20 protein-coding genes and 1 pseudogene are annotated in these 26,880 nt (G+C 72.8%); 9 read left to right on the top strand and 12 right to left on the bottom strand.

Annotated elements, in window-relative coordinates; translation table 11 throughout:
* Positions 1-67 precede the first annotated feature (67 nt).
* Complete coding sequence (locus tag ACIA6T_RS13910; protein WP_399446731.1) at positions 68-805, top strand: VOC family protein; 738 nt, start codon at positions 68-70, stop codon at positions 803-805.
* Positions 806-1,011: 206 nt separating this feature from the next.
* On the top strand, positions 1,012-3,402 hold the full coding sequence (locus ACIA6T_RS13905) for a PQQ-binding-like beta-propeller repeat protein (RefSeq protein ID WP_399446730.1): 2,391 nt from the start codon (positions 1,012-1,014) through the stop codon (positions 3,400-3,402).
* 462 nt (positions 3,403-3,864) lie between these two features.
* Here the strand turns inward: ACIA6T_RS13905 and ACIA6T_RS13900 are convergent, their stop codons facing one another.
* From ACIA6T_RS13900 to ACIA6T_RS13890, 3 genes and pseudogenes are all read right to left on the bottom strand, one after another.
* The gene (locus ACIA6T_RS13900) at positions 3,865-5,175 is read right to left on the bottom strand and encodes a hypothetical protein (RefSeq protein WP_399446729.1); all 1,311 of its coding nucleotides are present in this window, start codon (positions 5,173-5,175) and stop codon (positions 3,865-3,867) included.
* Between the two features lie 81 nt (positions 5,176-5,256).
* Positions 5,257-5,466: a DUF397 domain-containing protein gene (locus ACIA6T_RS13895; RefSeq protein WP_399446728.1), complete on the bottom strand. Its 210-nt coding sequence runs from the start codon at positions 5,464-5,466 to the stop codon at positions 5,257-5,259.
* A pseudogene (locus ACIA6T_RS13890) lies at positions 5,447-5,881 on the bottom strand (DUF5753 domain-containing protein); the annotation flags it as partial. The gene ACIA6T_RS13895 and the pseudogene ACIA6T_RS13890, both read right to left, overlap by 20 nt.
* A gap of 268 nt (positions 5,882-6,149) precedes the next feature.
* On the opposite strand from ACIA6T_RS13890, the gene ACIA6T_RS13885 reads away from it, so the two are divergent.
* Positions 6,150-6,341 carry a hypothetical protein gene (locus ACIA6T_RS13885; RefSeq protein WP_399446727.1) on the top strand — a complete coding sequence of 64 codons (192 nt, stop codon included), beginning with the start codon at positions 6,150-6,152 and terminating at the stop codon, positions 6,339-6,341.
* A complete protein-coding gene (locus ACIA6T_RS13880) occupies positions 6,338-6,730 on the top strand; it encodes an ATP-binding protein (RefSeq protein WP_399446726.1) in 393 nt (130 codons plus the stop codon). The genes ACIA6T_RS13885 and ACIA6T_RS13880 overlap by 4 nt, the downstream gene beginning before the upstream one ends.
* A gap of 179 nt (positions 6,731-6,909) precedes the next feature.
* Here the strand turns inward: ACIA6T_RS13880 and ACIA6T_RS13875 are convergent, their stop codons facing one another.
* The 3 genes from ACIA6T_RS13875 to ACIA6T_RS13865 form a co-directional block, all read right to left on the bottom strand.
* The gene (locus ACIA6T_RS13875; RefSeq protein ID WP_399446725.1) at positions 6,910-7,101 is read right to left on the bottom strand and encodes a sigma-like protein; all 192 of its coding nucleotides are present in this window, start codon (positions 7,099-7,101) and stop codon (positions 6,910-6,912) included.
* A gap of 205 nt (positions 7,102-7,306) precedes the next feature.
* A complete protein-coding gene (locus ACIA6T_RS13870; RefSeq protein ID WP_399446724.1) occupies positions 7,307-10,264 on the bottom strand; it encodes an AfsR/SARP family transcriptional regulator in 2,958 nt (985 codons plus the stop codon).
* A 125-nt stretch (positions 10,265-10,389) separates the two neighbouring features.
* Positions 10,390-10,791 carry a nitroreductase/quinone reductase family protein gene (locus ACIA6T_RS13865; RefSeq protein WP_399446723.1) on the bottom strand — a complete coding sequence of 134 codons (402 nt, stop codon included), beginning with the start codon at positions 10,789-10,791 and terminating at the stop codon, positions 10,390-10,392.
* Positions 10,792-11,024: 233 nt separating this feature from the next.
* Here ACIA6T_RS13865 and ACIA6T_RS13860 point away from each other — a divergent pair, with 233 nt between their 5' ends.
* The 3 genes from ACIA6T_RS13860 (at position 11,025) to ACIA6T_RS13850 (ending at position 15,219) form a co-directional block, all read left to right on the top strand.
* Complete coding sequence (locus ACIA6T_RS13860; protein WP_399446722.1) at positions 11,025-11,891, top strand: LLM class F420-dependent oxidoreductase; 867 nt, start codon at positions 11,025-11,027, stop codon at positions 11,889-11,891.
* Between the two features lie 46 nt (positions 11,892-11,937).
* Entirely contained in the window at positions 11,938-14,526 is a 2,589-nt protein-coding gene (locus ACIA6T_RS13855) for a bifunctional FO biosynthesis protein CofGH (protein WP_399446721.1), read from the top strand.
* A gap of 126 nt (positions 14,527-14,652) precedes the next feature.
* Positions 14,653-15,219 carry a L,D-transpeptidase gene (locus ACIA6T_RS13850; protein WP_399446720.1) on the top strand — a complete coding sequence of 189 codons (567 nt, stop codon included), beginning with the start codon at positions 14,653-14,655 and terminating at the stop codon, positions 15,217-15,219.
* Between the two features lie 41 nt (positions 15,220-15,260).
* On the opposite strand, the gene ACIA6T_RS13845 is transcribed toward ACIA6T_RS13850, so the two are convergent.
* From ACIA6T_RS13845 to ACIA6T_RS13835, 3 genes are read right to left on the bottom strand one after another with little or no spacing between them, the layout of a single operon-like run.
* Positions 15,261-15,614: a hypothetical protein gene (locus ACIA6T_RS13845; protein WP_399446719.1), complete on the bottom strand. Its 354-nt coding sequence runs from the start codon at positions 15,612-15,614 to the stop codon at positions 15,261-15,263.
* Positions 15,611-16,072 carry a prevent-host-death family protein gene (locus ACIA6T_RS13840; RefSeq protein WP_399446718.1) on the bottom strand — a complete coding sequence of 154 codons (462 nt, stop codon included), beginning with the start codon at positions 16,070-16,072 and terminating at the stop codon, positions 15,611-15,613. Before ACIA6T_RS13840 ends, ACIA6T_RS13845 begins: the two co-directional genes overlap by 4 nt.
* Positions 16,073-16,104: 32 nt before the next feature.
* Positions 16,105-16,623: a DUF2165 domain-containing protein gene (locus ACIA6T_RS13835; protein WP_399446717.1), complete on the bottom strand. Its 519-nt coding sequence runs from the start codon at positions 16,621-16,623 to the stop codon at positions 16,105-16,107.
* A gap of 87 nt (positions 16,624-16,710) precedes the next feature.
* Here ACIA6T_RS13835 and ACIA6T_RS13830 point away from each other — a divergent pair, with 87 nt between their 5' ends.
* Both ACIA6T_RS13830 and ACIA6T_RS13825 read left to right on the top strand, forming a co-directional pair.
* Positions 16,711-19,287: a tetratricopeptide repeat protein gene (locus tag ACIA6T_RS13830; protein ID WP_399446716.1), complete on the top strand. Its 2,577-nt coding sequence runs from the start codon at positions 16,711-16,713 to the stop codon at positions 19,285-19,287.
* A 139-nt stretch (positions 19,288-19,426) separates the two neighbouring features.
* Positions 19,427-20,545, top strand: a complete 1,119-nt coding sequence (locus ACIA6T_RS13825) for an ADP-ribosylglycohydrolase family protein (RefSeq protein WP_399446715.1) — start codon at positions 19,427-19,429, stop codon at positions 20,543-20,545.
* Between the two features lie 170 nt (positions 20,546-20,715).
* Here ACIA6T_RS13825 and ACIA6T_RS13820 read toward each other — a convergent pair whose 3' ends face one another.
* From ACIA6T_RS13820 to ACIA6T_RS13810, 3 genes are all read right to left on the bottom strand, one after another.
* Positions 20,716-22,272 (bottom strand): sodium:solute symporter family protein, encoded by a 1,557-nt coding sequence (locus ACIA6T_RS13820; RefSeq protein WP_399446714.1) that lies wholly within the window; start codon positions 22,270-22,272, stop codon positions 20,716-20,718.
* A 219-nt stretch (positions 22,273-22,491) separates the two neighbouring features.
* Positions 22,492-24,360, bottom strand: coding sequence for an MFS transporter (locus ACIA6T_RS13815; RefSeq protein WP_399446713.1), 1,869 nt, complete (start codon positions 24,358-24,360; stop codon positions 22,492-22,494).
* A gap of 120 nt (positions 24,361-24,480) precedes the next feature.
* Positions 24,481-26,880: D-alanyl-D-alanine carboxypeptidase (locus ACIA6T_RS13810; protein ID WP_399446712.1), on the bottom strand; the 2,400-nt coding region annotated here is incomplete at its 5' end.

Here is a 26,880-nt window from a genome sequence, read left to right as displayed (position 1 = left end):
TGTGCGGGTCCCCGGAGGCCGGTGTGCCTGGTCTGCGGCCTGCGGGCGACGCGGTTACTTTGGCGGCATGGCCGAAAACAGGGCATCGGGGCACAGGGCGTCGGAGTACCCGGAGGGCACCCCCTGCTGGGTGGACGCGCAGCTGCCCGACGTGGAGGCGGGCAAGCGGTTCTACGGCGACCTCTTCGGCTGGACCTTCGAGGACCAGCCCCAGGGAACCGTGCGGGCGTTGAAGGACGGCGCCCCCGTCGCCTCCCTCGCGCACAAGACGGACGGCCGGCTGCCCACCGTATGGACGGTGTCCTTCGCCACCCCGGACGCCGGGGCGCTGTGCCGGCGGATCCGCGCGGCCGGCGGGCAGGTCGTCTCCCCGCCGGGGCCCTTCGGCGACCTGGGCGTCACCGCGCTCGTCACCGACTCCGAGGGGGCGGTGTTCTCCCTCTGGCAGGGCGCGGAGACCCCCGGCTTCGGGCGCCGTCACGAGCCGGGCACCTTCGCCTGGGTGCAGCTGTACACGCGGGACACCCAGGCGGCCAACACCTTCTACGGCGGTCTCTTCCACGACGCCCTGTTCGGCCCGGACGCCGATCCCGACTTCGGCCGCGCGCCGGTCTCCGACGTCTTCCCCGCCGAGATGCCGCCGCACTTCCTCGTCCACTTCGCCGTCGAGGACCCCGGGGCCGGTCTGGAGGAGGTGGTCCGGCTCGGCGGCCGGGTCCAGGTTCCGCCCTTCGAGACGTCCTACGGCACGGCGGCCGTGGTCACCGACAATCAGGGGGCGTCCTTCGCGCTGCTGCACCGCTGAGTCACCGGACCGGTGAACCGCCGAGCCGTTTCCGCCCTCTGTGTCGTATGAAAACCTGGACACCCTATTTGTCGGCCGGTTCGCAACCGGGGGCGCGGACAGGAAGAATCGGGGTGCGTGCCGCCACGGCGGTGCGGTGGTGAGACGCTGCACTTCGATCGCGGGCACAGGTGGTGGCGCGATTCGTACGGGGAGGTGGCAGGCAAGTGGTGGATCAGCTGAGGCAGGACGATCCGCGGCGTATCGGGCCGTTCGAGGTGCTGGGACGGCTGGGAGCCGGCGGCATGGGGCTGGTCTATCTCGCGCGCTCGGCGTCCGGGCGCCGGGTGGCGATCAAGACGGTCCGGACCGAACTGGCCGAGGACCAGCTGTTCCGGGTCCGCTTCACGCGCGAGGTCGAGGCGGCCCGCGCGGTCTCCGGTTTCTACACGGCGGCCGTCGTGGACGCCGATCCGCGCGCCGCCGTGCCGTGGCTGGCCACCGCGTACGTGCCCGCGCCCTCCCTCGAGGAGATAGTGAACGAGTGCGGGCCGCTCCCGGCGCAGGCGGTGCGCTGGCTCGCGGCGGGCGTCGCGGAGGCGCTCCAGTCGATCCACGGCGCCGGACTGGTCCACCGCGACCTGAAACCCTCCAACGTCCTCGTCGTCGAGGACGGCCCCCGGGTGATCGACTTCGGTATCGCGTCCGGCGTCTCCAACACCCGGCTGACGATGACGAACGTCGCCGTCGGCACCCCCGCCTACATGTCCCCGGAGCAGGCCAAGGACTCCCGCAGCGTCACCGGCGCGAGCGACGTCTTCTCGCTCGGCTCGATGCTGGTCTTCGCCGCCACGGGGCATCCGCCGTTCCACGGCGCCAACCCCGTCGAGACCGTCTTCATGCTGCTGCGCGAGGGCCCGGACCTCGAAGGCCTCCCGGACGAGCTGCGCCCGCTCATCGAAGCCTGCATGCAGATGGAGGCCACGGGCCGGCCCAACCCCGCCGACCTCCAGGCCCAGCTCGCCCCGCACCTGTTCGGCTCCGGCTCCGACGACAGCGGTACGGCGTCGGCGTGGCTGCCCGAGCGGGCGGTGAGCCTGATCGAGACGCGGCGGGGCGGCCGGACGGCCATCCGGCCCGCGCCCGGAACCGGCCGCAGCGCCGGCGGCGGGGCCCGCCCCCACGTCCCTCCTCCGCCCCGGCACGACCCGGTCGTCCCGCCGCCCCCGTCGATGCCCGCGCCGGTCGGTGCACCGGTGGGCGCCCCCGCGGGCGCCCCCGACACCGGCCCCGTACGGCTGGCGGGCGCGATGGTGCCCATCGGACCCGGCCCGCGCGTCGCCGACACGCGCGCGGCCGCCGTCAAGGCACCTCCGCCGGCCGCCGCCCTGGCCGCCACCTGGTCCAAGCCCCGCCCCGGCGTCAACGGCGCCGACCCCGCCGTACCGGCACCCACCGCGCCCACCGCGCCGCCGGACCAGCCCGGCGGCGGCTGGCGCCCGTGGCGCTTCCGCATGTCCAACGACGTCTGGGGCACCCCCGCCGTCGACGGCGACCTCGTCTACGTCACCTCCTTCGAGGTGCACGCCCTCGACGTCGCCACCGGCCGGCGCCGCTTCAAGACCCGCGACGTCGCCTGGTCGATGGCGGTCGCCGACGGCCGTATCCACGCCTCCGACGGACCCACCCTGTTCGCCCTCGACGCCCGCGAGGGCGGCGACCTGTGGCGGCTGTCCACGGACGCCTGGGTGTACTCCCTCAAGGCCGACCGCGGCACCGTCGTCACCGGCACGCGCGGCGGCGGCGTCCAGGCCTGGGAGGCGTCCACCGGCCAGAAGCTGTGGGAGATCAGCGGCTGCCAGACCGACTTCGAGTCCCCCGAGGCCGGCCCCGCCGTCCACGAGGGCACGGTCTACGTCTGGCAGGACGCCCGGCTGCGCGCCCTCGACGCCCGCACCGGCGACGAGCGCTGGTCGTACCCCATCGGCGACGCGGCCTCCTGCGGCGGCGTCCCGGTCCGTGTGACGCAGGCCCCCGACGGCTACGTCTACGTCTGCGCCGGCACCCGCGTCCTCGCCCTGGAGGTCACCTCCGGCCACGTCCGCTGGCACTTCGAGGCCCCGGCGGTCTTCCTCGCCCCGCCCGCCTTCGTGCCCGGCCCGGCGGTCACCGGCGGCGGCCTCTACCTCGCCGACTACCTCGGCACGGTCTACGCCCTCGACGCCACCGACGGCCGTGACCGCTGGCGCATCGCCACCGAGTCCCGCGCCTCCGTCGACCCGGTCCTGGTCGCCGCTGCCCACGTCCACGTGGGCAGCGGCAAGGGCCTGTACACGCTGGACGCGGTCACCGGCACGCCCAAGTGGCGCTTCCAGTCCGGCGGCGAGATCGTGGGCGCGCCCGCGGTCGCGGAGGGCCGCATCCACTTCGGCTCCAGCGACCACCTGCTCTACACCCTGAAGGCCGACGACGGCCGCCTGAGATGGAAGCTGGCGACCGGCGGCGAGATCACCGGCTCCCCGGTGGTCCGGGACGGCGTGGTGTACGCGTGCAGCAAGGACCGCTGCGTGTACGCGCTGGACGCGGAGAAGGGGACGGGGACGGCGCGGACGGCGTGAACCCCGGTTCCGCGGACGGCGGGAACCCTCGTTCCGCGGACGGCGGGAACCTTGGTTCCGCGGACGGCGGGAACCCTCGTTCCGCGGACGGCCGTCGTACCGGGTGCACGGAAGGGTTGTCGGACGGCGGCCGTCGCTGCGGGGAGCGGCGGCCCGCCGCTCCCACCGCAGACGCTACGCCGGGTACGCGACGGTCGCCAGGCAGTGACATGTTCGTGACACGAAGATCGATAGCCTGAGGGTCATGGATTCTCGGGGGAACGCACTCAAGCTCACAGCGGTCTCGGCACTCGTCGTCCTCACCCTCACCGGTTTCTCGACCGGCCGCGGCCACGGCGACGGGGGCGGCGGCTGCAGCAGCTCCAGCCAGAACCACGACTCGTCGTCGAGCTCGGGGGGCGGCTCGCACCACGACTACGACGATGACGACTACGGCTCCGGCGGTGACTACGGTTCCGACGACTACGGCGACACGGGGGACGGCGGCGGAAGCGCTTCCTCGTCCGAGCAGGGCGCCCTGGTGTCCCTGGTGGACTGCGCCTCGAAGGAGACCCCGTACGCCACGGTCGAGGTCGCCAACCAGAACACCACGGACGGCGTCTTCACCGTCACCGTGAGGTTCGAGGACGAGACCGGCGCGGAGGTCCGCACCCGCTCCCAGGACGTCGCCGTACCCGGGTCCGAGACGGTGCCGATCCGGGTGGAGATCGGCGACGAGGACGTGACCCGGATCGCCGCATGCGAACCCGACATGATCGCCGAGCCGGCCGGCTGACCCGACCGGGGATCACAGGTGGCCCAACGGTCACTCGGAACCAACGGGAGGACCACCTCCCCCGCCCTCAGCCAGACCAACGAGGCACGGATCTCATCGATCATGGCCCCGGCCCCCTCGAACACCTCCGCCGCTCCGAAGCGCAGGACGTGCCGGACTTCCGGGCAGCGGGCGATCTCGTTGAAGCGGGCCATGTCCCGGCGGTGGGCCTCGCGGGTGCCGTGGTAGGCGTAGCCCTCGATCTCCACGGCGAGTCCCTCGGCCCGGAACGGGAAGTCCAGGTAGCGGCGTCGACCGCTCGGCGTGCGGACCTCGACCTGGGTTTCCGGCCGTAGGCCGGCGTCGAGCATGCGGAGGCGCGCGACCGTCTCCGCGGGCGATCCGGACTCACGGTCGACGAGCCTCAGCCACTCCCGCGCCCGGTTGCTGCCCAGGAGTGATGCCTCCAGCGCGACGGAGAGTGCGGCCGGGGCGATGAGGGGCGGCCGACGCACTCCGCCGACCCTGCGGTAGCCGAGTGCGGACTCCACGGCCACCAAGGCGTCATCCCGACCTCCGTTTCGAAGCAGATCGGCGAGGGTCCGAGGGACGTCGGTGACGCGCAGCCCACCTCGGTACTGGACATCCGCCTCGGCGAGGGGCAGACGGTGCACGCGGACTCCCGTGAGCCTTCCCCGGAAGCTGAGGCCGGGGTCGGTGAACTCGACCCGCTCCGCCGAGCCCGCACCCAGCGTCTCGATCTGCCAGAGCCGAGCGGCCGAGTGGTGACTCACGACGAGCCGGGGAGTGAGGAGTTGGGTCACCCTCAGCCGTACGCCGGAGTCGATCACCTTCCCCGGCACGACCCACGCCCCGTTCTGCACGCGGGTCCATCCCTCCGCGTGCAGTCGCGCGGTGAGCGAACTCTGCGGCCACCCGGAGTTCAGCGCCCGCGCGGTGAGCAGCACGCCTCCCTGCGCCAGCGCCCGCAGATCGGCCCTGGGCCCCACATGTTCCACGACGGCAGTCTCGCCGATACGGGACAGGAACCTCCCGCGCCTGTGGACAACCCAGTCGTCCAGGCCGGCCCGGACCCGACCTCAGTGCCGCATCTCGTCCACGAACGCGCCCCACGCGGCCGCCCGGAAGAGCAGCACGGGTCCGGCCCCGGCTCCGGACTGCTTCGAGTCGCGTACGGGAACCACGTCCGGGAGGCCGACGGCGACCTCGACGCAGTCACCGCCCGTGCCGTTGCTGAAGCTGCTCTTGCGCCAAGTGGCGGCGGACAGGTCAATCCCTTTGCTTGCCATGTCGGTTATCCTCTGCCGCTCTCTCGATCAGGGCAAGGGACGCCTCGGGCGGCAGTGCGGCGGCCCTGAGCAGATCGTACGACCTGCGGTACTCCTCCACGAGGGCCGGATCGTCGACGGTGTCGCCGCTGTGTTGTGACTCCAAGTAGACCAGTGGGGGTGCGTCGGGGAAGGCCATGATCTTGGCCATGCCCATCATCAGGGGATGCGGCCCGCAATTCCACGGAAGGACTTGTGGAACGATGCGCCTTCGCCGCGCCAACGCCGCAATGTGTGTGAACTGTTCGGCCGATTGCTCGGGAGAAAGGGCCGGTTGGCGCAACAGCACTTCGGAGAGGATCACCCAGTACGAGGGTTTTCTGTGGTCGTCGTCGAAGAGACGGGCTCGCGCGATGCGAGCGGCGACCTTGTCCTTGCGCGGCATGCCGACCACCACCCGCCGATCCCGTGGCTCCACAACTCCACCAACACCGTGGCCGGTTCCGCCGTTCGCGGCCGGAAGGGCAGGCCCTTTTCACGGTACGCACGGTGACGTCACTCTGTGACCGTTCCATCACAGAGCGCGCGAAAGGCGTACGTCCATGCAGTCACCGCCCCGTCCCAGGAACCATCCCTGGGACCATCCCTGGGGCCCGGCCCGGCCCGGCCCGGCCCGGCCCGGCCCGCGCCCCACGGCCCCTGACATGACCCTCTGTGCGGAAGAGCTGCGCACGGCCCTCGCCGCCCACGGCATCACCCTGCCGTCCCTCCGTGCGGACCTGCCGAGCTTCGCCGGGTCGTACCGCCCGGCAGCCGGTCTGATCGCCCTCGGCGACTGCAACACGACCACGGCGCGCCGGCTGGCTGAGGTGCTTCGGAAGGCGGCGGAGGGGTGACCGCGCTGGAACGGGTCCTTCCTGCCCTCCGGCTCGACCTGCCCGCCGTCCCCGAGGCGGTTCCCGGACTGCGGCGAGCCGCGCGCGAGTGGCTGGACGAGCCGTGCGCCGATGTCCAGCTCTGCGTCACGGAACTGGTGAGCAATGTGATCCGTCACGTGGGGGAGGGGACTCCGGTACGCGTCCGCGTGGCCCGCACGGGTGCGCGCATCCGCGTCGAGGTCACCGATCCCGACCCGCACACGCTGCCCGTACTCCGCCGAGCCGACGCCGACGCGGAGGCCGAGCAGGGGCGCGGGCTGTCACTGCTCGACGCGGTGGTGTGCCGGTGGGGAGTGGACCACGCGGGCGAAAACAAGACGGTGTGGTGCGAGCTGGACGGTACGTAGATCAGGGCGGGGCGTACGACGACGGGGCCGAGGTTTCCCTCGGCCCCGTCGGTGGTCGGGCGATGCGTCAGGGCGCGTGCCGGTCGAGCGGCACCACGACGCTGTCCTGCGGACACACGTCGGCCGCGACGGCTCCCCCTCCGCGCCGCCGCGGCCGATTCCCCGTGCGGGAAGGACGGCTACTTGCCGCCGTCGAGGTCCAGAGCAGGCGGAGCCGGGGCGTGGTTGTCGAGGGTGACGATGGAGCCGTCCGCCGGCGGGACCGGGGCGTGGTTGTCCATCGTGGTGAACTCGCCGCCCGCCGGCGGAGCGGGCGCGTGGTTGTCCAGCGTGGTGATTTCTTCGTCCTGGTTCTTCTTGGCGTCGCTCATGCTGCGGCCTCTCCCCGTGTGCGAGTGGACGTTCTGGTCGTCCTTGTCCGGCGGTTCCCCCGTGAGCCGCCGGACAAGGACGATTCGGGCTCTCACCTTAGGCGGTGAGCCCCGCCGATCCGCTTGCCCCCCGACGCGACGGATCAGTGCGCTCAGCCTCGCAGCGAGCCATAAACGTTCGATGAACGACCTGAGGACGGGCCGCTCAGGCTGCCGACGCCGGGCTGAGCCGTGCCCGTACCCCTTCGGCCTCCGCGGCACCGGCCTGCTCGTACAGGGACAGAGCTTCTCGCCAGCAAGCTCGTGCGCGGTCCAACTGCCCCAGTGCGTCGAGGGATTCACCAAGTGTCGTGAGGACGTTGGCTCGCATGCGATCACCGCCGATACAGCCGACAGCGAGTGCCTGCTCGGCGTGTTGTGCCGTACTGGCGGGCGACTGCGCGGCAAAGTACGCCTGTGCGATGCGGAAGTGGGTCGTTCCCTCCCAGAGCCGCTGCCGGTTCGCCTGGAACATTCTCAACGCATCGGTCAGCTCAGCGAGTGCTTCGGTGGTGCGCCCGGCCGAGGTGTATGCCAGCCCCAGCGCGTAGCGGGCGTTGGCGAGGCGGATCGTGAGGCCCAGTCGGTCGTATATGCGGATGCCCTCCTGCGCGAGCCTGATGGCGTGCGTGGTGTTGCCCATGGCCAGGCGAACGCGGGAGAGGTTGCACAGGGCGCTCGCCTCGAGAGGAGCGTTGCCGTCTTCCCTCGATCCGTCGATGGCCGTCAGGAGGTGTTCCTCCGCGTCGCTGTTGCGCCCCTGGATCAACGCGATGATCCCTCGGTCGTTGCTGGCCCAGTAGAGCGGGATGAAATCCCCCACCGCCTGCGCGAGCCGCACGGCTTGGCTCGCCTCTTCTTCGGCCTCGTCGTACCGGCCCGCGACCAGATGTACGTTGATCAGCGCCGTGCGTGCCCTTCCTTCGGCTTGGCGGTCTCCCGCAGCCCGTGCCGCTTCCTTGGCGGCGACTGCGGCCCATTCATACTGTCTGGAGTTCGCCCCCGATTCGCCCAGGTCCTTGGCGGCCCACAACAAGTCGACGCCCCGACGGAGCCGGTCGCCCTGGAATGCCTGCCGGGCGCTGGAAAGAAGTGAATTGGCCTCCGAGTACAGCCAGTCGAGAGCGTCCTGCCTCTCGCTGAACCGCAGCCCGTCGTACTGGGTCGGTTCGAGGTGATCGATGAGTCTGTCACCCGGCCGTTCGATCGCGTACACCCCCGCCGCCGTCGCCAGGTAGAAGTCCAGCAACCGCGACAACGCCGCCCCCCGCTCGCCGGGCGGCTGCTCGTCCCTCTCCGCACAGGCACGCGCGTAGAGCCGCACCAGATCGTGGAACCGGTACCGGCCCGGTGCCGCCGACTCCAGCAGGGACGTGTCCACCAGGGACTCCAGCAGGTCCTCCGTGTCCTCCGTCGGCAGGTCCAGTACCGCCGCTGCCGCCGCGAGGGAGATGTCCGGGCCGTCCGCCAGTCCCAGCAGCCGGAACGCCCGTGCCTGGGCCGGTTCCAGTTGCCCGTAGCCCAGTTCGAAGGTCGCCTTCACCGCCAGGTCGCCCGCCTGGAGTTCGTCCAGGCGGCGGCGTTCGTCGGCGAGCTTCGCCGCCAGGACCGAGACCGTCCAGGTGCGCCTCGCCGCCAGGCGGGACGCCGCGATGCGGATCGCCAGCGGGAGGAAGCCGCACGCCGCCACCACGTCCAGGGCCGCTTCCCGCTCCGACCTCACCCGCTCCTCACCCACGATCTTCGTGAAGAGGGACAGCGCCTCGTCCGGTGACATCACGTCCAGGTCGATCAGGTGCGCCCCGGCCAGGCCCGTCATCCGCACCCGCGACGTCACCAGCGCCGCGCAGCCCGCCGTCCCGGGGAGCAGGGGTCTGACCTGCGCCGCGTCACGCGCGTTGTCCAGCAGCACCAGCACCTTGCGGCCGTCCAGGACGGAGCGGTACAGCGCCGCCCGTTCCTCCAGCGAGTCCGGGATCGCCGAGTCCGCCGTGCCGAGGGCGCGCAGGAAGGAGCCCAGGACCGTCTCCGGTTCCGCCGACCGCGCGCCGGCGCCCTGGAGGTTGACGTAGAGCTGGCCGTCGGGGAAGGCCGACCGCGCGCCGTGTGCCACGTGCACCGCCAGTGTCGTCTTGCCGACGCCGCCGATGCCGGCCAGCGCCGACACCGCCATCACCCGGCCCTCCGCGCCGGACGCCGACGCCAGTACGTCGCTCAGCTCCCGTACGAAGGACGCGCGGCCCGTGAAGTCCGGCACCGTCGCCGGGAGCTGGGCCGGGCGGACGGGGACCGTCACCGGTTCCGCCATGGGGGCGGAGGGTTCCGCGAGGCCCGGGTCGGCCTGGAGGATGCGTTGCTGGAGGTCCTGCAGGTCCGGGCGCGGGTCGACGCCGAGTTCGTCGGCGAGGAGGCGGCGGGTGTCCGCGTACACCGCGAGGGCCTCCGCCTGGCGGCCGCTGCGGTAGAGCGCCAGCATCAGCAGTTCCCGCAGCCGCTCCCGCAGCGGGTGCGCCGCCGTCAGGGCCGTCAGCTCCGAGACCGCCTCCGCGTGGCAGCCCTGCTCCAGGTCCATGTCCAGTCGGGACTCCAGGAGTTGGAGCCGCCACTCCTCCAGGCGGACCCGCTGGGCCTCCGCGTACGGGCCCGGCACCCCGGCCAGCGTCTCGCCGTCCCACAGGGACAGGGCCCGGCCCAGTACGTCCCGCGCGTGGCACAGGTCCCCGGTGTTCCGTGCCTTCTCCGCCTCCGCCGCCAGCTCCTGCGCCGCCGCGAGGTCCAGCGCCCCCTCGCCGAGCCCGCGCACCGCGTAGCCGCCGGACTCGCTGACCAGCACTCCGGGGTCCAGTACCTTCCGCAGCCGGGAGGCGTACGTACGCACCGCCGCCAGCGCCTGGGAGGGGGGTCCCTCGCCCCACAGGGCGTCGATCAGTTCGGCCGCCGTGGCCGTACGGCCCTCGCGCAGCAACAGGGCGGCGAGCAGGGCGCGTTGCTGGGGGCTGCCGGTGGCGACGGGTTCGTCGTCGCGCCAGGCGCGCACCGGGCCGAGCACGCCGAAGCGCAGCGAATCGGGCTCCGTCGAGGAGCCGGGACGCCGCTGCTCCGGTCCTCGCGGCACACTGTCCATGCAGTCCCCCTATGCATCCTGAGCAACTACGCCAGTTTGCCTTGTTCATGGCGGATACGGCAGTCGTGCGAGACGGCGATCACACGGGGAGCGGCGGGCCGTCACAAGGCCCGCACACTCCGTCCTCAGTCGTCCAGGTCCACCCGCACCGTCAGCAGCCCCGCCCCGAAGGCCCGTACGGCGGCGCTGTTGAAGCGGGGCAGGGTGCGCAGCCGGGCCACGGGGTCGTCGTCGGGCAGGAGACGGGCGGTGCCGGTGTGCCAGCGGCCCCGGACGCGCACCCGCACCCGGGGGTCCGCCTGGATGTTGCGGACGTACTGCGACCGTTCGCCGAACTCCGACACCAGCCAGAACGAGCCGCCGGCCCGGCGCCCGCCCACCGGGGTCCGGCGGGGCAGGCCGGAGACGCGGCCCGTGGTCTCCAGCAGGGTCTGGAGCGGCAGCCGGCGCAGCAGGGGGTTGATCCGGCGCTGGAAGGCGGTGGCGGTCCGGTACTTGCGTTCGGCGTGCGAGGTCCCAGAAGTCATCGTGCGGCGAGCCTACCGGCGGCCGGGGGAGACGGGGCCGGTGCTGTACCGCCTTCGACCGGTGCTGTACCGCCTTCGAAGTGAGCGGTGTCCGCGCCGCACCGCCGTCGGCCGGCCTTTCACCGGGCGGGGGTCCGGGGGAGGACCGCCAGGAAATCCCGACCGGTCGGTATGGACAGGCGGGGCGTGCACGGGTATTGATGGGGTCGTCGTCCGCGTACGAAAGGCCGCTCATGCGCATCGCCGTCACGATCTTCCTCACCGACGAGACGATCACCCCGGTCCGGCTCGCCCGTGAGCTGGAGCAGCGCGGGTTCGCCGGGCTGTACCTGCCGGAGCACACGCACATCCCCGTCGAGCGGACCAGCCCGTACCCGGCGGGCGGGGAGCTGCCGAGGGAGTACGGCCGCACCCTCGACCCCTTCGTCGCGCTCGGTCAGGCCGCCGCCGTCACCGAGCGGCTGGGGCTCGGCACCGGCATCACGCTCGCCGCGCAGCACGACCCGATCGACCTGGCCAAGCAGGTCGCGACCCTCGACCACCTCTCCGGGGGCCGGTTCACGCTCGGGCTCGGCTTCGGCTGGAACGTGGAGGAGGCCGCCGACCACGGCGTGGAGTGGCGCACCCGGCGTGAGCTGGTCCGGGACCGGATGGGGCTGATGCGGGCGCTGTGGGCGGAGGAACCGACGGCTTACGAGGGGGAGTTCGGGAGCGTGCGGGCGAGCTTCGCGCACCCCAAGCCGGTGCGGAAGCCGCGCGGTCCGGTGGTCGGGCCGCGCACGCTGGTCGGCGGGGCGGCGGGGCCGAAGCTGTTCGGGAACATCTGCGAGTACGCCGACGGCTGGCTGCCGATCGGCGGGCGGGGCCTGACGGAGGCGCTGCCCGCGCTCCGTACCGCCTGGGCCGACGCGGGCCGCGATCCCGGCGCCCTCCAGGTCGTGCCGTACGCCGTGCGTCCCAGCGCGGGCAAGCTGGCCCACTTCGCGGAGCTGGGCATCGAGGAGGTCGTGGTGCAGCTGCCGCCGGAGGGGGAGGCGGGGGTGCTGCGGGCGCTGGACGCGTTCCAGCCGTTCGTGGACGGGGGAGGGGAAGGGGCCTGATGCGGACGGGCAAGGGTCCTGATCACGCCGAACGTATGCTCAAAGGATGACGACTTCCGCGACCACCGGAACCGGCGGCCCCACCGAGAGCTCCCTGCGGCGCGCCCTCAGACGCGCCCGGGACGGTGTCTCCCTGGACGTCTCGGAGGCGGCGGTCCTGCTCCAGGCGCGCGGTGAGCACCTGCGGGACCTGTCCGCTTCGGCCGCCCGGGTGCGGGACGCGGGGCTGGAGGCGGCGGGGCGGCCCGGTGTCATCACGTACTCGAAGAGCGTCTTCGTCCCGCTGACCCGGCTGTGCCGGGACAAGTGCCACTACTGCACGTTCGTCACCGTGCCCGGCAAGCTGCGCCGGGCCGGGCACGGGATGTTCATGTCGCCGGACGAGGTGCTGGACATCGCCCGCAAGGGCGCCGCGCTCGGCTGCAAGGAAGCCCTCATCACCCTCGGCGACAAGCCCGAGGACCGCTGGCCGGAGGCGCGCGAGTGGCTCGACGCGCACGGCTACGACGACACGATCGCGTACGTCCGCGCGATCTCGATCCGGATCCTGGAGGAGACGGGGCTCCTCCCGCACCTCAACCCGGGCGTCATGAGCTGGACGGACTTCCAGCGGCTCAAGCCGGTCGCGCCGTCGATGGGCATGATGCTGGAGACCACGGCGACCCGTCTGTGGTCCGAGCCGGGCGGCCCGCACCACGGCTCCCCGGACAAGGAGCCGGCCGTACGGCTGCGGGTGCTCGAGGACGCGGGCCGCTCCTCGGTCCCCTTCACGTCCGGGATCCTCATCGGCATCGGCGAGACGTACGAGGAGCGCGCCCAGTCGCTGTTCGCGCTGCGGAAGATCTCCCGCGCCCACCACGGCATCCAGGAACTGATCATCCAGAACTTCCGCGCCAAGCCGGACACCGCGATGCGCGGCATGCCGGACGCGGAACTGGACGAGCTGGTCGCCACGGTCGCCGTCGCCCGGCTCGTCCTGGGTCCGTCCGCCTGTCTCCAGGCGCCGCCGAACCTGGTCGACTCCGAGTACGGGCGGCTGATCGCGGCCGGGATCGACGACTGGGGCGGGGTCTCCCCGCTGACCATCGACCACGTCAACCCCGAGCGGCCGTGGCCGCGGATCGAGGAGCTGGCCGCGCACTCCGCGGCCGTCGGCTTCGAGCTGCGTGAACGGCTCTGCGTCTACCCGGAGTTCGTGCGGCGCGGTGAGCCGTGGCTGGACCCGCGGCTGCGTCCGCACGTGGCCGCGCTCGCCGACCCGGAGACGGGCCTGGCACGCCCCGACGCGCTCCCGCGGGGGCTGCCCTGGCAGGAGCCGGACGAGGCGTTCACCGCGAGGGGCCGCACCGATCTGCACCGCACCATCGACACCGAGGGCCGTACGGGCGACCGCCGCGACGACTTCGACGAGGTGTACGGCGACTGGGACGCCCTGCGCGAGGCCGCCGCCCCCGGCATGGTCCCCGAGCGCATCGACACCGACGTACGCGGGGCCCTGCGCACGGCGGCCGACGACCCGACGAAGCTGACCGACGCGGAGGCGCTGGCGCTGCTGCACGCCGACGGTTCCGCCCTGGACGCGCTGTGCCGGGTCGCGGACGACGTCCGCAGGTCGGCGGTGGGCGACGACGTGACGTACATCGTCACCCGCAACATCAACTTCACCAACGTCTGCTACACCGGCTGCCGCTTCTGCGCCTTCGCGCAGCGCCGTACGGACGCCGACGCGTACACGCTCTCGCTGGACCAGGTCGCCGACCGTGCCCAACAGGCGTGGGACGTGGGTGCGGTGGAGGTCTGCATGCAGGGCGGCATCCACCCCGACCTGCCGGGCACGGCGTACTTCGACATCGCGAAGGCGGTGAAGGAACGCGTCCCCGGCATGCACGTGCACGCCTTCTCACCCATGGAGGTCGTCAACGGCGCGACCCGCACCGGCATGTCGATCCGCGAGTGGCTGACGGCGGCGAGGGAAGCCGGTCTGGACACCATCCCCGGCACGGCCGCCGAGATCCTCGACGACGAGGTCCGCTGGATCCTGACCAAGGGCAAACTCCCGGCGGCGACCTGGACCGAGGTGGTCACCACCGCCCACGAGCTGGGCATCCGCTCCTCCTCGACGATGATGTACGGCCATGTCGACCAGCCCCGCCACTGGCTGGGCCACCTGCGCACCCTCGCCGGCATCCAGCAGCGGACCGGCGGTTTCACGGAGTTCGTGACCCTTCCCTTCGTGCACACCAACGCCCCCGTCTACCTGGCCGGCATCGCCCGCCCGGGGCCGACGGTCCGCGACAACCGCGCGGTCACGGCGATGGCCCGCCTGCTGCTCCACCCGTACATCCCCAACATCCAGACGAGCTGGGTGAAACTGGGCACGGAGGGGGCGGCGGAGATGCTGCGCTCCGGCGCGAACGACCTCGGCGGCACGCTGATGGAGGAGACGATCTCGCGGATGGCGGGCTCCTCCTACGGTTCCTACAAGTCGGTCAAGGACCTGATCGCGGTCGCGGAGGCCGCCGGCCGCCCGGCGAAGCCCCGTACGACCCTGTACGGCGAGGTGCCGGAGGAGCGCCGTCGTGCGGCGGAGGCGTCGGACGGGCACCTTCCGGAGCTGCTGCCGGTACTGGACTGAGACGGGCCGGGGAAGCGCGGGCGCTGGCAGTAGGATGATCCGACCCGCGTTCGATCGGGACCCGCGGCCTTCCGGCCGGAACCCGCGGCCTTCGATCGGGACCCGTAGCTGAGGAGATGCGTACCGGTGCCTGCCCGTCTTCCCTCGTGGGCCTGGGTGACCGGGCTGACCACGGGGGCGATCGCCGCGGTGGTGGTCCTGGCCGTCCAGGCGGACCAGGGGACGAAGCCCGTCGCCGCCACGACCCGGCCCAGCGCGTCGGCGACGGCGGACGCGAAACCGTCCGCCGGGCCGGAGAAGGAGGAACCGGCGGCGGTGCCGGCCGACTCGGGCACGGGCCGCAGGATCGTCTACTCCCTCGGCGAGAAGCGGGTCTGGCTGGTCGACGCCAGCGACACCCCCCGCCGCTCCTTCGCGGTCTGGCCGGGCACGGTCGCCCCGGACCCCGGCACGTACACGATCGGCGAGCGCACCCCGGCCACCACCGGCAGCGACGGCGTCCCGGTCGAGCACATCATGTACTTCGCCCAGAAGTCCGGTGTCTTCATCGCCTTCTCCAACGCGGTCGACGGCTCCTCGCCCCCGCCCGCCGAACCGGGCGCGCAGACGGGCGGCATCCGCATCACCAAGCCCGACGGCAAGGCCCTGTGGACCTTCGGCGCGGCGGGCACGACGGTCCGGGTCGTCGAGTAGCCGGGGCGGCCACGAAACACGGGTCGCGACGACGTGCGTGGCTACTCGGTGTCCTTCGGGTGGCGAGTGGACGCGTACACGAAATGGACCGTGTGGCGCGCCTCGTCGACGAGGTAGCGGACTCGGCCGCCCGCTGTCACCTCGTACTCCCACTGGGGATGTTCCCGACCACCGAGGCCACCGGTGGCCAGTCGGCCGCGGAGCCTGTGCTGACGGTCGGGGTCAGCTCGGGACAGTGGATCGCGGCGCAGGGCCTCGAAGCACCGACGTGCGTTCCCCGGAGCCTCCGCGCTCAGCTCGCCCCACCCCTTGGCTGCCTCGTTGGTCGCGAACCGCAGGCGCCACTCACCGTCCACCGGCGGCGGAGCGACGTCGTCACCGCGCTTCGGACTCACGGCACCGTCACCTCGCCGTGGTCCTCGTCCGGCCGTCGACGGGTGAGCTGTGCCGTGAGTTCGGGATCGGCGAGGATGCGGGCCGTCGCGCGCCATTCGACGACGAGGCGATGAAGATTGCCATGGACGTCCAGCTGGGCCGCGTCGTGCGTGGCGTCGATGAGTTCGGCCACGAACTCCCGCGACTCCTCGGCATTCAAGTGGCGGACCCAGGGGAAGACCGACGGCAGCGCACGCAGTACGGCCCGCTCGCCGTCGTCACTGCGCACCAGGGCGGCCAGGAGGCGGGCGGTGATGTCCGCCGTCTCCTCGCGCTGCTGGTCATGGCGGGCGGTGGTCAGGTAGAGATCCTCGCCGTCCCGGCGCGTGACGTGCACGCGCTGCGTCCGGTCGAGTGTCTCGGCGACCCGCTTCGAATTCTTCGAGAGCTCGGAAAAGGCAACCGTGGGAGTGGACACGAATCGACGGTACTTCGGAATGTATTCCGAAGTCAATCGGGGTGGTGACCGGATCGCCCGCCCTGCTGAACCGGCAGGTGGTTGACCAGCAGGACCACGCCGCTGAGGACGAAGACGCGCAGGGCCGCGTCCAGGCCGTTCCAGTCCTCCGACTGCCACATCGCGAACCACTCGCCGCCGATCGCCATGAAGCCGGCGCCGAACAGGAGCATGACCATCAGCAGGCCGTAGGTGGAGACGCGGCGGGCGTGCGCGTGGTCGGGGCGGGTCCAGAGCCAGGTGCCGTACGTCAGGACCAGTGCGGCGGCCGTCTCCCAGACGATGATCGCGACGTACGCGGCGTCCTGCGCGCCCTCGTTCGTGACCGCGCGCCACATCAGGTCGTCGTCCTCGAACGTGGTGTCCATCGCGAGGACGTGCCGCACGAAGTCCTGGTTCGTCCCGAAGTCCGTGATGTTCCCGAGGGCGACCAGCGCCATGTAGAGGGCGACGGAGGCGGTGAGCAGCGTGGTGGTGAGACGCAGGGCGCCGTGTGAGGTTGTGGTGGGCATGGCGGTTCCATTCCCCGTACGAACGCCCTCACCCAGGGGAGTTGGGCCAGAATGAGGGCGTCGGGACTCGGGCGGGGGGATGTACGCGTGGTGCGGGCACGGCTGTCGATGCAGCAGATCGTCCAGGCGCGCCGGCGTGCCGGGCTCGTGGCCCGAAGCGCCGAACGCGAGGCGTTCCGGGGGAACTTCGACCTCCCGCCCGAGGACGGACGGCACCGGTTCCTGTTCCATGTGCACGGCAACGCGGGCGTGGGGAAGACCTTCCTGGTCCGGGAGTTCGAGCACATGGCCCGCGAGCGCGGCGCGTTGACGGCGTACGTCGACGAGAGCGCGGGCGGCGTGCCGGAGGCGCTGGCCGCGATCTGCCGGCAGGTCGCCGGCCAGGGGCTGCGCTTCAAGGAGTTGGAGAAGCTGCTGCTCGCCCACCGCGAGCGGCGGCACGAGGCGGAACTGGCCGCGCTCGCCGCGCTGGACCCGGAACCGGAGGGCGGTACGGGCGGGCCGTCGGCCGGAGGGCTTGCCCTCGCGCGGGCCGGACTGGCCGGGCTCGGGCTCATACCGGGCGTCGGCGCGTTCACCGCCGCCGTCGACCCCGCCCAACTCGCCCAAGGAACCGACCGGTTGCGGGCCGGCCTGGGCGCGCGCTTCCGCCGTCACGAGGACGTGCAGCTCGTCGTTTCCCCGGAGAGCGTCCTCACCCCGGTGCTGACGGAGGAACTCACGGGCGCAGCCTCCGCCGTGCCGTGGATCGTCCTGTTCTTCGACACCTACGAGCGCACCAGCCCCGTCCTCGACCGCTGGCTGCACGACCTCATGACGACCGACCGCTACGGCGCCCTGCCCGCCACCGTGGTGGTCGTGACCGCCGGCCAGCACCCCGTCGACGCCGAGCTGTGGGGCGGCCTAACCGACCTCGTGACCGTCCTGCCGCTCGCCCCCTTCACCGACGCGGAGGCGCGCGGCCTGCTCGCCGACCGGGGCGTCACCGCCGAGCCGGTCGTCACCGAGGTGCTACGGCTCACCGGCGGCCTGCCCGTCCTGCTCTCCACCCTCGCCGGCGCCCGCCCCACCGCACCCGACGACATCCCCGACCCGAGCGCGACGGCGCTGGACCGGTTCCTGAAGTGGGAGCGGGACCCCGCCCGCCGGGCCGCCGCCGTCTGGGGCGCGCTGCCGCGCTGGCTGGACGCGGACGTGTTCCGAACCGCCGCAGACTGCCCGGAGGAACAGCGCGACGAACTGTACGACTGGCTGGCCGGCCTCGCGTTCACCGACGCCCGCGCGGCCCGGCTGCGCTACCACGATGTCGTACGCGCCCCCATGCTGCGCTGGCAGCGCACCCGCTCCCCGCGCGACTGGGCGGAACGCCACCTGCGGCTGGCGGAGACGTTCCGCCGCCGGCGTGAGGAGAGCGGGGCCGGGCGGGCCGCCGGTGAGCTGTGGGCGGACGAGGAGTGGCGGGAACTGCGGCTGGCGGAGTCGTACCACCGGCTGTGCGCCCGGGACCCGCGGGCGCCCCGCGGGGTGATCGGCGATCTGGTCGAGGCCTGCGAGCAGGGCGGGCCGGTGGCCGGGCGGTGGGTGCGGCTGCTGGGGGACGCGGGCCGGGACGCGGACCTGGCGATGCTGACAGGCTGGTGGCGGGAGCTGTCCGAGGCGCTCGCGGAGGGCGGCCCCGGAGCCGTACTGGACCGGATGCTGAGCCAGGTGCCCGTGCCGCCCGCCGACCACCGGCCACCTGGCGTCTTCGTTCCCCGGGGGCGTCCCGCGCCGCGGCCGGTGAGCCACGACGACGCCGATCTGCTGGGCAGCCCGTGGCCGGATCCCGGCACGGGCGTGGACCAGGGCGCCTACCCGACCGGGATGCTCCAGCGCCCCGCCCATGACGAATCGGTGTTTGAACGGCCGAGGGCGGACGAGCGCGCCGCCCACGACGAAGCGGCGGTCCCGGGCGCGGGCGGCGAGGTCGGCCTCGGCGCCGTGCTCTCCGCCTCCCTCGCGGCCCGGCTGCACCGGGACCGAGGCGTCCTCGCCGCCGCCCGCGGTGACTACCCCGCCGCCGTCACCCACCTGCGGCAGGCGGTCCGCCTCACCCCCCGGAACGCCGTCCTCCTCGCCCTGAAGGGCGAGTACCGCCGTGTCCTCGGGCTGCACTCGGCGGCGGTACGGGATCTGCGCGCGGCCCTCGCCCTGGACCCCGGGCACGCCTACGCCTGGGCCTCCCTCGGCGCCACCCGCCTCGCCCTGGGCGCCCCGGCCGCCGCGCTCATCGCCCTCGACCGCGCCCTCGAACTCGACCCCGACTACGGCTGGGCGCTGATCCGCCGCGCCCGCGTCTGGCGGGAACTGGGTGAGGCCGGACGCCGGCTCGCCGACCTCGACCGGGCCGTCGTCCTGCAGCCCGACTCCCCGTGGGCCCACTGCGAACGCGGGGACGCGCTGCGGAGCGCCGGCCGCGACGAGGAGGCCCTCACCGCGTACGACCTCGCCCTGGCCCTCGACCCCGGGTACGCGTCGGCGTACGCGAGCCGGGGCGTGAGCCGCTTCAACCTCGGCCGCCGCACGGAGGCCCTGGCCGATCTGGACCGCGCCCTGGAGCTCGACCCCTCCTACGCATGGGCGCGCGCCCAGCGCGACGCGGTCGTACGACACCGCGACGGCTGAAATCCCCCTGTCCGACCACTTCCGATCACTCACTTCACACGCCTCACACCCCGCGTACCGATCCGACCCCTGAACCGACCGTCCCCGTTCGATTACAGTGCTGGCACCGCACATACGGACGAGGTCCCGGGAGGTCGGGGTGGGCGGTACTGCCGGGCCCGTGTGGGGGCGGCGCGAGCAGCAGGACTTCCGCAGCCGGGTGCGCGGGACGCTGCTCGGGGTCGCCCTGGGGGACGCGCTGGGCGCGCCCGTGGACGGAATGACGGCCGACGGGATACGGCAGGCGCACGGCGCGGAGGGCCTCACCGAGCTCGCCCCCGCCCACGGCCGGCGCGGTGCCGTCACCCACCACACCCAGCTCACCCTCTTCTCCGTGGACGGCCTGATCCGCGCCCAGGTACGGCGCGACACCGGCGCCTGGCACCCGCCGACCGATCTGCACCGGGCGTATCTGCGCTGGGCCACCACCCAGCGGGACTGGGGCCCGGACGAGCGGCGCAAGGACGACGGCTGGCTGGCGCGCGAGGAGTGGCTGTACGCCCGCCGGGAGCCGGTCCGTACGCTGCTGCTCGGGCTCGGGGACGAGACCATGGGGACGCCGGCGGCGCCCAAGAACCCAGGCGAGGCGGGGCCCGAGGCGGCGGCCCGGTCCGCGCCGTTCGGGCTGCTCGTCGGCTGGGATCCGCAGCTCGTCGCGCAGCTCGCCGTGGAGTGCGCGGCACAGACCCACGGCCACCCGGTCGCCTGCCTCGCGGCGGGCGCGTACGCCGCGATCGTGCACGCGCTGGCCCGCGGCGAGAGCCTGGACACGGCGGTGCAGCGGGCGCTCGCGCTGCTGGCCGCACGGCCGGGCCATCAGCCGGTGTCGGACGCGCTCCAGCAAGCGCTGGGCGCCGTACGGCAGGGGATGCCCACCCCGCAGCGGGTCACGGAGCTGGTCGGGAACGCCACCGCCGAGGGGCTGCTGGCCGCCGCCGTGTACTGCGCGCTGGTGGGGGAGGACGTACGGCAGGGGCTGTGCCTGGCCGTGAACCACGACGGGCCCAGCGCCGCCGCCGGGGCGCTGACCGGTGGGCTGCTCGGGGCGCTGCACGGCGAGACGGCCCTCCCGCCGGCCTGGCTGGCCGAGCTGGAGGGCCGTCCCACGATCCTGGAACTCGCCGACGACTTCGCGATGGAGATGACCCAGGGACCCGCGCTGCACGGCCCCGCGGGGGCTTCGGCGGCCTGGCTGGCGCGGTACCCGCGGGGGGCCTGAGCTCGGGGGATCTCGCCCCCGCCGCCCCTTCCCCGACGTGCGGGTGGGTGGGTGGTCGCTCGCGCGGTTCCCCGCGCCCCTGCAGGGGCGCGGGGAACCGCGCACGGGGGTCTGGGGGCGAAGCCCCCAGGGATGGGACGGGACGGGACGGGGCGGCGGGGGCGGAAAAACTACGCCTGATCCCGCACCGGCGCCGGCGAAGGCACCGCGGCCGCCGCGGCCGAGTCGTCGTCACCGTCGGTGTTGACGCGCTCGATGATCGCCATCCGCTCCGGGGTGTCCTCCGGCTTCACGAAGCCGATCAGGACGTACAGCACCAGCGAGACCGCCAGCGGGATGGAGACCTGGTACTCCAGCGGCACCCCGCCGTCGACGGCCCAGTGGATCGGGTAGTTCACCAGCCAGAAGGCCAGCAGGCCCAGGGCCCAGCTGGCGAGCGCCGCCGTCGGTCCGGAGCGGCGGAACGGCCGCAGCAGGCCCAGCATCATCGGGATGGCGATCGGGCCCATCAGTCCGGCCACCCACTTGATGACGACCGTGATGATGTCCTTGAAGGCCGGCGAGTTGACCTGCGTCGCGACCGCCATGGACAGGCCGAGGAAGACCACCGTCGTGACGCGGGCCGCGATCAGACCCGACCGGTCGCCCCACAGCCGCGCCCGCTCCGACAGCACCGGCGCCACGTCACGGGTGAAGACGGCCGCGATGGCGTTGGCGTCCGAGGAGCACATGGCCATCGTGTGGGAGAAGAAGCCGACGATGACCAGGCCCAGCAGGCCGTGCGGCAGCAGCTGCTCGGTCATCAGGGCGTAGGAGTCGGAGCCGTCCGCCTTCTGGGACTCCACCAGCAGCGGCGACATCCACATCGGGAAGAACAGGATCACCGGCCAGACCAGCCACAGCACCGCCGACAGCCGCGCCGAGCGCTCCGCCTCGCGGGCGTTGGGGGTGGCCATGTAGCGCTGGGCCTGGTTGAGCATGCCGCCGTTGTACTCGAACAGCTTGATGAACAGGAACGCCAGCAGGAAGATCGTGCCGTACGGTCCGACCAGCGGCTCCCCGTGGCCCTGGAGCTCCGGCTCGTCCCACGCCCCGAAGAAGCCGCCGTGGTCGCCGAGTTCGGCCACCACCGCGACGAACATCGCGATGCCGGCGAGGAGCTGGATGACGAACTGGCCGAGTTCGGTCAGCGCGTCCGCCCACAGGCCGCCGATGGTGCAGTAGATCGCCGTGACGACGCCGGTGATGAGGATGCCCTGGTTGAGCGAGACACCGGTGAACACCGACAGCAGGGTGGCGATGGCCGCCCACTTCGCGCCCACGTCCACGATCTTCAGCAGCATGCCGGACCAGGCCAGCGCCTGCTGCGTCTTCAGGTCGTAGCGGTTCTTCAGGTACTCCAGCGGTGAGGCCACGTGGAGCCGGGAGCGCAGCCGGTTGATCCGCGGGGCGAACAGCTTCGACCCGATGGCGATGCCGAAGGCGATGGGGAACGACCAGGTGACGAAGGACGTCACGCCGTAGGTGTAGGCGATGCCGGCGTAGCCGGTGAACATCACCGCGCTGTATCCGGACATGTGGTGGGAGATGCCGGAGAGCCACCAGGGCATCTTGCCGCCGGCCGTGAAGAAGTCGCTGACGTTGTCCACGCGCTTGTGGGACCAGACGCCGATGCCGACCATCACGGCGAAGTAGCCGATGAGCACCGCCCAGTCGAGACTGTTCATGTCCCCCCTTCCAGGGTCCGCCTTGTGAACTCCACTCAGCTGGTTGGCACTTCGCCTGAGCGGGGTAGGGACGAGGAAGGCCGCGAAGTGCCCGCTCATCGTGGGCGGGGTGGCGCGGGCACGACAAGAAACCGTCAGGTCAAGAGCAAGTAAAAATGTTCGACTAGCTGACCTGTGTTCATCACCGTGAACGAGGCCGGAGGGGCGGGACCTCCGGGATCAGCGCAGCTCGTCCGGGCAGGGCGTGCCCCGCTCCCCCCACTTGTACGGAGCCGCCAGGCGGTACGTCCCCGGCCGGGGCGCGAGCAGCGTCGTCCACCTGTCGCCGTTCTCGTCCTCCTCCGTCTCCATCAGACAGCCGTGGACGTTCTCGTACGTCTTCGGCTCGCCCTCCGGGCGGTCCTCGGACTCCTCCGTCTCCTGCGGGGGGTCCAGCGCCTTGCCCCCGGAGTCGACGAGGCCCAGCCACGGCGAGTACGGGACACGGATCAGGACCCGGCCCGCCTGCTCCACCCGCAGCGTCCACTCACCCTGCTCGGCCCGCTCCACGACCGTGTTCGGCTCCGCCAGCGGCGTCGGCTCGTCCACCGCGAACAGCTGCCAGTTCGCGTCGCCCCAGACCTGCTTCAGATACGGCAGCCCGCGCTGCACCAGCTCCCGCTCCCGCTGACCGCCGTCACCGTCCGGCTCGTCCTTCGGCAGCACCACGAAGCGCACGCCCCAGCGCTTCAGCCACTCGCGGTAGTTCGCCGAGTTGAGGGTGTCGTCGTAGAAGAGCGGGTTGCGCTCCATGTCGGCCTGCCGGTTCCAGCCCCGGGCCAGATTGACGTACGGGGCGAGGGCGGACGCCTCACGGTGCGAGCGGGCCGGGACGACCTCCACCCGGCCCCGCCAGGCCCCGACCTCCTGGAGCTCGTTCACCAGCGGCGCCAGCTCGCGCGCCCAGGACGCCCGCGGCGTGGTGTGCACGACGTCGTCGACCGACTTGAAGCCGATCCAGCCGGTGAAGCCGACGAAGGCGACGACGATCGCGTACCACTTCAGGGACTTCGGCACCGCGAACGGCAGCGCCGCCACCAGCGCCACCCCGCCGAACAGCATCGCCAGCCGGGTCATGTTCGACCCGATCTGCGAACTGATCAGCCAGACCAGCACGATCCCCAGCCCGTACACCGCGGACGTGATCCGTACGGTCCTCCACTCCACGGGGACCAGGACGTACACCAGGACCGAGTACAGCAGCGGCAGGATCACCGAGCCGATGCCCATCGGCTGGGTCCCCGAGAACGGGAACAGCCACGCCGACACCGCCACCACCGCGGCGGGCGCGAGACCCAGCGCCCACGCCCCCGGCCGGCGCTTCTGCAGGAACAGCGCCACCGCCACCAGACCCACGAACAGTCCCGCGACCGGCGAGGCCATCGTCGCCAGCGCCGCCAGCGGGGCCGCGCACAGGGCCTTCGCCCAGCGCTTGTAGCGCCACCGGTGGGGCCAGCAGAAGACGACGGCGACCGCGCCGAGCGCGAACATCGTGCCGAGCCCGTACGTCACCCGTCCCGAGGCCGCGTTGCACAGCAGCGCGAACACACCCGCGAGCGCGGCCCACAAGGGGTTGCGCACCGCCCGGCTGCGCATCAGCACGAGCGTCAGCAGCCCCGCCGACACCGTGCCCGCGATCATCATCGTGGTCCGCACCCCGAGGACCGACATCAGGTACGGCGACACCACGCTGTACGACACCGGGTGCATACCGCCGTACCAGGCGAGGTTGTACGCGGAGTCCGGGTGCCGGCCGACGAACTCGGCCCACGCGTCCTGCGCGGCGAGATCGCCGCCGCTGTTGGCGGACGTGAAGAACCAGACGATGTGCAGCAGGCCGGCGAGCGCGGTGACGGAGAGCACCGGGTGCCGCAGCATGCGGGCGCGCACGGCGAGGACGGCGGTCATGAGCGAGCCGGGGGCACCGGGGGTGCCGGGGGTGTCGTCAGTGCCCTCGGACGGCTGCTGTGTCCCGGTCGGCGGTATTCGCGGGCCGGATCCCGGGTCCGGATCGGCGTCGTCGGCGCGTGTCGGCTCCGCTGTGGCCACCTGAAGGCACTCCCCGTGTCCCGTTCCCTGCCCGTTCCCTGCCCGTTTCGTGACGCTAGCACGCAGCCAGGCGGCCGTCGCCCGGGTGGGCGCCGGCCGCCTGGCTCGTACGTCCCCGGGTCAGGAGAGACGCGTCAGCTTGTCCGTGAAGCCGGGCTCCACGAGGTCCTCCCGCAGGGCGACCGGCACCTCGACGGCGCCGCTCGTGCCGTCGCCGACGGTGAGCGCGCCCACCTTCGTGCCGGCCTTCGCCGTGTGCGGCAGCTCGTCCGCGGCGAACGTCAGCTTCACCGACAGCCCCGCCCAGCCGACGGCCTTGACGTCCTCGGTGACGGCGACGGGCGTACGGCCGCCGAGACCGTCGTCCACATATCCGACGACCTCGCCCTTCTTCAGGATCGTCGCCGACTCCAGCACGTCCTGCGCGGCCCGGATCAGCTCGTCGCCCGAGGTGAGGGCGGCGGACAGGATGGTGTTGTCCTTGCCGCCCGCGGGCTGGCGCACCACCGCGCCGATGATCCGGTGGGTCTCACCGTCGACGTCCTTCTTCGCGGCGAACACGAGGTTGCCGAGCGCGGAGGTGGTGGTGCCGGTCTTGATGCCGACGACGTCGTTGTGGCCGACCAGCTGGTTCCAGTTGGGGTGGTTGACGCCCTTGTAGTCGTCGTACGACATCATCGCGGCGACCTCGCGGAACGCGGGCTGCTCCATCGCGGCCCTGGCGAGCTTCACCTGGTCCACGGCGGTGCTCACGGTGGTGTCGTTCAGACCCGAGGGGTCCGTGTACGTCGTGTCGGTCATGCCGAGGTCCTTCGCGGCGGCGTTCATCTTCTCGACGAACGCCTCCTCCGAACCGGCGTCCCAGCGGGCGAGGAGCCGCGCCACGTTGTTCGCGGACGCGATCAGGATGGCCTCGACCGCCTCCCGCTGGGAGATCTCGTCGCCCGCGGTGACGTCGACGGTCGACTCCTGCCCGGCGTCGGACTGCTTCTCCGCGAGGTCGTCGATCTTGATCATCGGGCCCTCGGCGCCGCTCTTGAGCGGGTGGTCGCGCAGGACCAGGTACGCGGTCATGACCTTGGCGACACTGGCGATCGGTACGGGCTTCTGCTCACCGGAGGAACCGAAGGTGCCGATGCCGTCCACGTCCAGCGCGGCCTGCCCGTCGGCCGGCCACGGGATCTCGGGCTTGGCACCCTCGAAGGTGTAGCCGTCCTCGGCGGTGAGCTCCAGGGTGGGCGCCGGGAGCGGGCGCATGTTCTGCACGACCGCGAAGACGATCACCAGCAGCAGGACCAGCGGCGTCCAGATCTTGACCCGCCGCACGGCCGTCCGCAGCGGGGTCTGCGGGGGCGGCGGGGTGTTGGTCAGCTCGGCCAGCAGGTCCAGCGGCGGTCTGGGCGGCAGCGGTTGCTGGGTGGTCCGCTCGGGGCCGACCTGCGGGAGGGAGGAGGTGACCCCGGCGGGGGCGGCGGGGGCGGCGGGCGCGGCGGGCGGCTTGCGTCCGCCGAGGTCGTCGTCCCGCTTGAGCGCGACGAACTTGCTGGTCCGCTCGGACTCGGCAGCGGCCTCGCGGCCCACGTCGCCCAGCTTGAGCATGGTGGTGGGCTGATCGACGGCGGGCGCGGAGGGCCGCCCGGTCCGGAACACGGCGGTGGGCTGATCGACGGGGCCCGTGGCCTTCGGCCGTCCGTCCCCGCCTGCGGCCCCGGTCCCGGCGGCGTCGGCCGCCGCAGACCCGTCCCCGGGCTCGTCCTCGCCGTGCCGGTCGTCCTCGCCGTCCTCGGCGGAGGCGTCGTCGACCGCCTCCGGGGCCCCGGCGACCGGCTTCTCGTCACCACCCCCGGACGAACCCGCCTCGGAGTCCCCCTCGTCCGAGCCCGCGAGGGCGGCGGCCTCCGCCGTACCGGCACCCGGCCCGTCCTGCGCGGTCTCCCCGGACCCGTCCTGACCGCGGGACGCGTCACCCGCGCCCTTCCCGGCGCCCTCGGACTCGTCCTCGTCGCCCGCGGAGGCGGCGGCCTCGGGAGCGTCCGTGTTCGTCCCGACGTCCTCGGGCTCCTCCTCGGCGCGGGGCGCGCCGGCGTCCGTCCCGGCGCTCCCGGAGTCGTCCTGGTCGCGGGAGGCGTCGGCCGTGGGCTCGGGCGCGTCCGCGCCCGTGCCGGCCCCGGCGGTGGCGTGCGTGGCGTTCTCGGGCTCGTCCTCGGCGCGGGGCGCCTCGGGCCCGTCCTGGTCGTGGGAGACGTCCGCCGCGTCCGCGGCCCCACTCTTCGACTCCGTGGCGTCGGCCGTCCGTTCGGAGGCGTCCTCGGCCTTGCCGCTCGTGTCGTCCGTGTGGCCGGGCTCCGGCTCCGTGCCGCGCCCGTCCCGGTCGCCGGTGGCGCTCACGGTCGCACCGGTCTCGGGGGTGTCCTTCCGGTCCCCGGCGTCGGCCGTCCGTTCGGAGGCGTCCTCGGCCTTGCCGCTCGTGTCGTCCGTGTGGCCGGGCTCCGGCTCCGTGCCGCGCCCGTCCCGGTCGCC

The organism is Streptomyces sp. NPDC051740 (genome assembly GCF_044453165.1).
Lineage (GTDB): Bacteria > Actinomycetota > Actinomycetes > Streptomycetales > Streptomycetaceae > Streptomyces > Streptomyces atrovirens.
This window is presented reverse-complemented; position numbering and strand designations above follow the sequence as displayed.

What these genes read in the sequence shown, in the direction of transcription:
- ACIA6T_RS13820 (WP_399446714.1), bottom strand. Translation starts at nt 22,272, where the DNA reads ATGAACAGTCTCGACTGGGCGGTGCTCATCGGCTACTTCGCCGTGATG.
- ACIA6T_RS13865 (WP_399446723.1), bottom strand. Translation starts at nt 10,791, where the DNA reads ATGACTTCTGGGACCTCGCACGCCGAACGCAAGTACCGGACCGCCACC.
- ACIA6T_RS13855 (WP_399446721.1), top strand. Translation starts at nt 11,938, where the DNA reads ATGACGACTTCCGCGACCACCGGAACCGGCGGCCCCACCGAGAGCTCC.
- ACIA6T_RS13885 (WP_399446727.1), top strand. Translation starts at nt 6,150, where the DNA reads ATGACCCTCTGTGCGGAAGAGCTGCGCACGGCCCTCGCCGCCCACGGC.
- ACIA6T_RS13835 (WP_399446717.1), bottom strand. Translation starts at nt 16,623, where the DNA reads ATGCCCACCACAACCTCACACGGCGCCCTGCGTCTCACCACCACGCTG.
- ACIA6T_RS13875 (WP_399446725.1), bottom strand. Translation starts at nt 7,101, where the DNA reads ATGAGCGACGCCAAGAAGAACCAGGACGAAGAAATCACCACGCTGGAC.
- ACIA6T_RS13860 (WP_399446722.1), top strand. Translation starts at nt 11,025, where the DNA reads ATGCGCATCGCCGTCACGATCTTCCTCACCGACGAGACGATCACCCCG.
- ACIA6T_RS13910 (WP_399446731.1), top strand. Translation starts at nt 68, where the DNA reads ATGGCCGAAAACAGGGCATCGGGGCACAGGGCGTCGGAGTACCCGGAG.
- ACIA6T_RS13870 (WP_399446724.1), bottom strand. Translation starts at nt 10,264, where the DNA reads ATGGACAGTGTGCCGCGAGGACCGGAGCAGCGGCGTCCCGGCTCCTCG.
- ACIA6T_RS13895 (WP_399446728.1), bottom strand. Translation starts at nt 5,466, where the DNA reads ATGGCAAGCAAAGGGATTGACCTGTCCGCCGCCACTTGGCGCAAGAGC.